The sequence below is a fragment of the Nocardioides sp. CPCC 206348 genome (assembly GCF_048654705.1).
In the GTDB taxonomy this organism is placed as follows: Bacteria; Actinomycetota; Actinomycetes; order Propionibacteriales; family Nocardioidaceae; genus Nocardioides.
The window spans coordinates 1-1270 of record NZ_JBMCZA010000198.1 but is presented as its reverse complement, the minus strand read 5'-3'; the positions used below and the strand labels follow the sequence as shown (position 1 = coordinate 1270).

Annotated in this window: 2 protein-coding genes; one reads left to right on the top strand and one right to left on the bottom strand. The window is 70.5% G+C overall.

The window, feature by feature from the left end:
- Positions 1–267 (top strand): hypothetical protein (locus ACOADB_RS18405; protein ID WP_378601654.1); only part of this gene is annotated, 267 nt, incomplete at its 5' end.
- Between the two features lie 61 nt (positions 268–328).
- On the opposite strand, the gene sucB is transcribed toward ACOADB_RS18405, so the two are convergent.
- The coding region (gene sucB / locus ACOADB_RS18400; RefSeq protein WP_378601651.1) for a 2-oxoglutarate dehydrogenase, E2 component, dihydrolipoamide succinyltransferase at positions 329–1270 on the bottom strand (942 nt) is incomplete at its 5' end.

The window sequence follows — 1270 nt, the reverse complement described above, 5'->3', positions numbered from 1 at the left end:
GTCGTCTCGACGTACCGGCTGACCGAGCTCACCGACGCCGGCTACGCCGTCTCCGTCCGGGCCACCCAGGTCACCGAGCCGGGCGACACCCTCGCCGGCAAGGTCATCGAGGGAAGCAGTACGTCGACCGGCACTGTCCGCGGGCAGACCGGCCTGCTGGGTCCGGCCGTCGCGAGGTCCTCCACCGAGGGCGACACGACCGTCGAGGTCGGCGGTCAGCGGGTGAGGACGACCTTCGAGGTCACCCTGCGGGCCACGACAAGGTAGTCCGACCGGCAACGCGAAAGCCCCCGGCCCGCTTGCGCGGTGCCGGGGGCTTCCGTGGTGCTCAGACCTCGAACTGGCCGGACTCGAGGCGCTTCTTCAGGTCGCGCAGGAAGCGACCGGCGTCGGCCCCGTCGACCACGCGGTGGTCGTAGGTCAGCGCGAGGTAGACCATGTGGCGCACCGCGATGGTCTCGCCCAGGTCGTCGTCATCGATGACGACCGCACGCTTGACCACGGCACCCGGGCCGAGGATCGCGACCTGCGGCTGGTTGATGATCGGGGTGTCCCACAGGGCGCCGAAGCTGCCCAGGTTGGTGATCGTGAACGTGCCGCCGGACAGCTCGTCCGGACCGATCTTGTTCGTGCGGGTCCGCTCGGCCACGTCGGAGATCTTCTTGGCCAGGCCCGAGATCGAGAGGTCGCCGGCGTCCTTGACGACCGGCGTCAGCAGGCCCTTCTCGGTGTCGACGGCGAACGCGACGTTCTCGCGGTCGTAGTAGGTGATCTCGCCGGCCGGCAGGTCGATCGTGGCGTTCAGCGACGGGTGGTGCTTGAGGGTGTCGATCGCTGCCTTGGTGAAGAAGGGCAGGTAGGTCAGCTTCACGCCCTCGCGGGCCAGGAAGTCGGCCTTCGCGCTCTCGCGCAGGCGGGCGATGTTGGTGACGTCGACCTCGACGACCTGCGTGAGCTGGGCCGAGACGTGCAGCGAGTCGACCATGCGCTCGGCGATGATCTTGCGCAGGCGGCTGACCTTGACGGTCTGGCCACGCAGCGGCGACGGGCTGGCCGACGCGGCGGGAGCAGCAGCGGCCGCAGCCGGTGCAGTAGAGGCGGGCGCCGGAGCGGCAGCCTTGAGCGATGCCGCAGCGTCCAGGACGTCCTGCTTGCGGATCCGTCCGCCGACGCCCGAGCCGCTCACCTGGGCGAGGTCGACACCGTGCTGGGCGGCGAGCTTGCGGACCAGGGGAGTGACGTAGCCGGGGCCGTCCTCGGAGGCGGCGGG